The sequence below is a fragment of the Leisingera sp. MMG026 genome (assembly GCF_021654205.1).
In the GTDB taxonomy this organism is placed as follows: domain Bacteria; phylum Pseudomonadota; class Alphaproteobacteria; order Rhodobacterales; family Rhodobacteraceae; genus Leisingera.
Genome location: NZ_JAKFZM010000094.1, coordinates 1 through 5,009, shown reverse-complemented (window position 1 = coordinate 5,009; position 5,009 = coordinate 1). Strand labels below are relative to the sequence as shown.

At 58.7% G+C, this 5,009-nt stretch carries 4 protein-coding genes and 2 pseudogenes; 1 reads left to right on the top strand and 5 read right to left on the bottom strand.

Translation table 11 applies throughout. The features are described from left to right. The first annotated feature begins 409 nt into the window (after window positions 1-409). Window positions 410-604 carry a hypothetical protein gene (locus tag L1069_RS23375; RefSeq protein ID WP_164982671.1) on the top strand — a complete coding sequence of 65 codons (195 nt, stop codon included), beginning with the start codon at window positions 410-412 and terminating at the stop codon, window positions 602-604. Between the two features lie 121 nt (window positions 605-725). On the opposite strand, the gene L1069_RS23370 is transcribed toward L1069_RS23375, so the two are convergent. The 5 genes and pseudogenes from L1069_RS23370 to L1069_RS23350 all read right to left on the bottom strand — a co-directional run. Further along, window positions 726-1,271, bottom strand: a complete 546-nt coding sequence (locus L1069_RS23370; protein WP_129369595.1) for a YaeQ family protein — start codon at window positions 1,269-1,271, stop codon at window positions 726-728. 250 nt (window positions 1,272-1,521) lie between these two features. Beyond that, window positions 1,522-2,448, bottom strand: a complete 927-nt coding sequence (gene rlmF, locus L1069_RS23365; protein WP_237457242.1) for a 23S rRNA (adenine(1618)-N(6))-methyltransferase RlmF — start codon at window positions 2,446-2,448, stop codon at window positions 1,522-1,524. A 475-nt stretch (window positions 2,449-2,923) separates the two neighbouring features. Then, window positions 2,924-4,071, bottom strand: a pseudogene (locus tag L1069_RS23360) (transposase). 12 nt (window positions 4,072-4,083) lie between these two features. After that, window positions 4,084-4,779 (bottom strand): tyrosine-type recombinase/integrase, encoded by a 696-nt coding sequence (locus tag L1069_RS23355; protein WP_237457241.1) that lies wholly within the window; start codon window positions 4,777-4,779, stop codon window positions 4,084-4,086. Further along, window positions 4,743-4,919: pseudogene (locus L1069_RS23350) on the bottom strand (IS110 family transposase); the annotation flags it as partial. The gene L1069_RS23355 and the pseudogene L1069_RS23350, both read right to left, overlap by 37 nt. Window positions 4,920-5,009 lie beyond the last annotated feature (90 nt).

The following is a 5,009-nucleotide window of genomic DNA, read 5'->3' as shown; positions in this document are numbered from 1 at the left end:
GGATCGGACCGCATGGGGCGGATCGGCTGCACCCAGCCCAAAGCGGCCGTAGACAAGGGTACCGCGCCAAGAATGCTGCCGGTGTGAAATTCTATGGTCACCTTCCCGGAAGCAGACACTCAGCAGGGCTAAGCTGCCTCATGTGATGCTGCGGGATGCACCGGGGCAGCGGAGCGCAGGAAGCTGCCGCTGCAAAGTTGCGAACTGTGGTTACCCTTCGGAACCTGACCGGCCCAGAGCGGCCTTTCGTTGATTGCTCAAGATGCTGCGACCGCATCCCGCTTTGCGGACATTGGCTTCCGTGATCAGTGCTTCTATCATCTACCGCAGATCAAAGAGGTATTCAGATGGAACGCGAACCCAACCTTGTCATTTCCAGCGCATCGTTGAGCATGGGGTGCCATTCAAGGTGGACATCTACAAACTCGAAGGCGGGGACGGTTGGTCACTGGAAGTTGTGACCGGAGACGGGACATCCATTGTCTGGGACGATCGCTTGGAAGACGACCGAGCAGTATTCGAAGAGGCAATCAGCACCATTCGCAGTGAAGGCGCAGTCGCTTTTGCCAGCGGTGGTTCAAACGTCGTCCCGTTTAAGCAGTAGACGAACGGCCCGGAGCTGCCGTTGACGACAGCGATCAGCACTGCAGGACAGCTTGCGGAATGCGGGCATTTGCGTTCTGGAGCATCTTGGGCGACTTGGCCTGGCAGCGGGCTATAGCAAGCTAGGCCGCGCCCTTCCATGTGACTGGCGCAACGTAGACGACGCTCTCATCAAGGCTGACCATCACGTCGCCGTCCTGGACATTGACCTGGAGCTTCATCGCGCGGCTGGCCAGCTTGGCCAGTGCAGCAGTGTCGGACTCCGGGAAATTGATCACTCGCAGGTTGTCGAAACGGGTGGTGCTGTTCTTAACCTTGTCCCACCACACTTCGGCAGTACGACCGCCATAGGGGTAGACAATCACTTTTGCGGCTTTGCTGCAGGATTTCCGTATAACCTTCTCGCTCGGAAGCCCGAGGGCCACCCATACCTCGATCTCGCCGCTCAGGCTCTTCTGCCAAATGTCGGGCTCGTCATCCGTAGACAGTCCTTTGGTCAGCTCCAAATGCTCATGGGCATTCAGAGCAAAGGCGACGATGCGTACCATCAGCCGCTCGTCGGTCTCCGAGGGATGCTTGGCCACGGTTAGCTTATGAGTCTCGTAGTAGTGGCGATCCATGTCCGAGACCGACAGCTCCACTTTGTAGATGGTGGAATTTTGCGCCATGATCTTCCCAATCCTTCCAAGGATCGGGCTGCTTACCCCGTCCGGTCACCCTTGGGAAGTCAATATGGAGGCCGAAAACAACAAAGTGCGCCAAGATGGGGGCGAGAGAGGTGGCACGCCCGGTCAGTGTTCCTACCCTTTTTTACCGCGGTTGCGGCCCAAAACGGTCATCCACGGTGTCCTGGAATGCTGCGATGCCGCTTCACCGAAGCAGACATTATCTGCAGTACAGAACGTCAACAAAGCGCTCCTATGTCCGAGCTTTCTTGACAAAGGAGGAGCGGCGATTTTTCTTCATGTAAGTCCACGCAATAAAGCGACTGGTTTTTTGCCCTTGTGCCATTTCGACGACTTTGCAATCAGCAACCCTGGTTTTTCCTATAATTCGGCTGAGGGGCTGGAGGTTATCCTTTTTCGACACCAACGAAGTAAACCACAGACACTGATCGGCGAACTCCATGCTCTGTTCAACCATGCGGGCGAGAAACTTTATCTCCCCACCAGGGCACCAAAGTTCCGCGTTTTGGCCACCAAAGTTGAGTTTTGCTGAACGCCCCTTGCCAAGGTTCGCCCACTTGCGTTGGGTACCCTTTTTCGCTTTCTCGATAGACCCATGGAATGGCGGATTGCACATGGTTACGTGAAAAACATCGTTGGGCTGGATCACACCGCGAAAGATATTCTCAGGTTTGCTTTGTCGCCTAAGGGTAATTGCCAACTTGTTGAATTTACATATGTGTCTTGCCGATCTGATCGCGCCCGCGTCGATATCGACGCCAGTAAATTGCCAGCCGTATTCGCTCTGGCCCGTAAGGGGGTACACCAAGCTTGCTCCCGTGCCGATGTCCAACGCTTTGATATGACGGCCACGTGGAATTTCTTGGTTGTTGCTGCCAGCAAGCAGGTCCGCGAGATAGTGGATGTAGTCGACTCGGCCGGGGATTGGTGGGCATAAATAACCGGCGGGAATATCCCAAAAATCAATATCGTAATGCGCCTTTAGCAACGCCCGATTAAGCATACGGACGGCCTGCACGTCTTGAAAATCAATCGTCGCCTGACCGGCTGGGCTTTGGATCATGAAGGCCTCAAGCTCAGGTGTCTGCGCCATCAAGATCTCGAAATCGTAGCCTCGTGAGTGTTGATTGCGGGGGTGCAGCTTTGTCTTGGTGGTCATGGGGACGCCTTCATTAAAGTTTGGTGGACGTCACTCGCCAGACGGTTTGTTGCTTTTAGACCCTGAGAGACAAATAGTAAAATGTGGTGCGGTCCGGATCCTCCGCTGACGCCATTGGCACACCCGCAGCGAAAGTGCTTTGTCTAAGATTTTTCGATGCGGGCCAGTTGGTTAGGTTGGGCTTGGCGGGGTGGCCCGCGTTGACAAATCTGACAAGGTGGAAGCCGCGGGATGTGTGTGCTGCGCTATGGGGAAAGCGCAGGCATCCGCCATGGATATTGGTGGAATTTTCGCGGGGTTTGCTGAGCTTGGGCGATTGGCGGCACGGCCTTTGGGGCAGTGTCTGGAAACTTCGCGGGTCTTACCGGGGCGGTTTTCCTCGTCTTGAGCTGCGAGCACGAGCGTAGGCCAAAGCGCACCGTTGACCAGCATGGGAAGTTTCTGATCTCAGAGTGGTTGTGAGACGGGCTTTTCATCATGCGGCCTGCAATCTTGGTGGTGCCCGGGATCGCGGAACCTCGCCGCGCCGGAAGGTTTCGATGATGCGCATGGGTCCGCCGCAATCGAGGCATGGTTTGCGCAGGGTCAGGGGTTCTTTGAGGTCGGCTTCTGGCTGGTCCGGTTCGCCAGAGCCCGCCGTTCCGAGAACCGCGCGGACCCGGGCGACTTTCTCTTTGCGACCACTGCCCGCGAGGAAGCCATAGTGTCGGATGCGGTGGAACCGGTCGGGGGGGGGACATGGATCAGAAAGCGGCGGATGAACTCGTCGGTTGCAAGTCGCATCACCTTCATCCGGTCCCCGCGCTTGATCCGGTAATCCTTCCAGCGGAACGCTACGGTGCCGGCGTCAGCGCTGACCAGGCGATGGTTTGAGATCGCCACGCGGTGTGTGTACCGGCTCAAATAGGCAAGCACCGCCTCCGGACCACCGAAGAGCGGTTTGGCATAAACAACCCAGTCGATCTTGCGCAGCGGGGCCGGCCATTCAGCGAAGGCGGGTGCGTCTGCCAATCCCGCAAGATCTCCGAAGAGTCTCAAGTGCCCGGCACCGTGCAGAACCATCAGCCCGTCCAGAAACAACCGCCGGAACAGCCGCGACAGCACGCGTACATGCAGAAAGAACCCTGGCTTGCACACGACCCACCTTGTGCCGTCCGGCGACAGGCCGCCACCCGGGACGATCATGTGGATGAGGGGATGATGGGTCAGAGCCTAGCCCGTCGCGCCAAAGGCGCGCCTCATTTTTTAGGAAACGCACCTCTGGTGCGATGTGTGCAGCACGCTGGTCAAGCCGGCACGGGCGCCGGGGCGCTTGGGATCGGCGGCGATTGTCATGACCGTTTGAGCGGACGCTTTGAACAACAGGCTATAGAGCGCCCGCTTGTTCCATAGAGCAATCCGCGCCATCCCTGCCGGTAGTGTGAAGACCACGTGGAAGTACTCCACGGGCAGCAGGTCCTCCGCGCAGGCCGCCACATGCCCGCCGAGCGCCCCCGTTCGGCAGGCTTCAATCGCTGACATGGCCTTCAACTGCGCCAGGTTCAGATGCCCGGCATTGGCCCGCCGGTAGGCAGGACCGTGGGTTCGAAAGATGCCAGCAAGCTCCAGCTTCGGGCGCGGCACTGCCCGCGCGCGTCACTCCGACCTTCGGTCCCGGAGCTGCACCAGCAACCCGTAGGGGCTGTCGGTGCCGCGGATCAGCTTGGTCGCGGCATGGGTGTATTGCGCCGTCGTGCTCAGCTTGGCGTGCCCAAGCAGAACTTGAATGACCCGCACATCTGTTCCGTCTTCTAGCAGGTGGGTTGCGAAGCTGTGGCGCAAAATATGCAGCGTGCTCCCCGGCTTCTTGATCCCCGCCAGATGCTTGGCCGCGCTGAAGGCGCGATGGAGTAGCCGGTGTGAGAGCGGATTGATCCGGGGCTTGCCTGGAAAGAGCCAGTCATCCGGCCGCGCCTCGCGCCAATAGTCGCGCAGAAGCGCCAAAAGGTCAGGCGACAGCATTACCTTGCGATCCTTGCCGCCCTTTCCGCGCTCGGCATGGATCAGCATCCGGCCGCTGCCAATATCGGTGACCTTGAGATTGCAGACCTCCGGCGCCCGGAGCCCGGTGCCATAGGAAATGCTGAGTGCAGCGCGGTACTTCAGCCCCGGGCCGGGCGCGGCCTTCAGCAGCCCGAACACCTCTTCGGCGCTGAATACGACCGGCAGCTTCCTTGGCTCTGTGCGGTAGTGCAGGCATTGCTTCATCTCCGGGCGCTGGCATGTCGTTTCAAAAAAGAACCGCAGCCCGGCAAATGCGCACCGCCGCACGCCTCCATGGCAACGAGGCAAGGGGGCAGCTGGCCAAAAAAATCCAAGACCTGCGCACGCCGCAATTTCTTGCGCAGAACTGCTCGGCCCATGCCGTCAGCTCCATGCACCTGAAACACATTCTTCGCCAGATCGAGCCGGACCGTGATAATCTCTGACATGACCGCTCTCCTTTGTGGATCGTTGCAGACCCACTTTGGCACAGTGAGGCCGTCGGGGGGCGGTCACATCATCAGAGTCCTTTCAGGTAG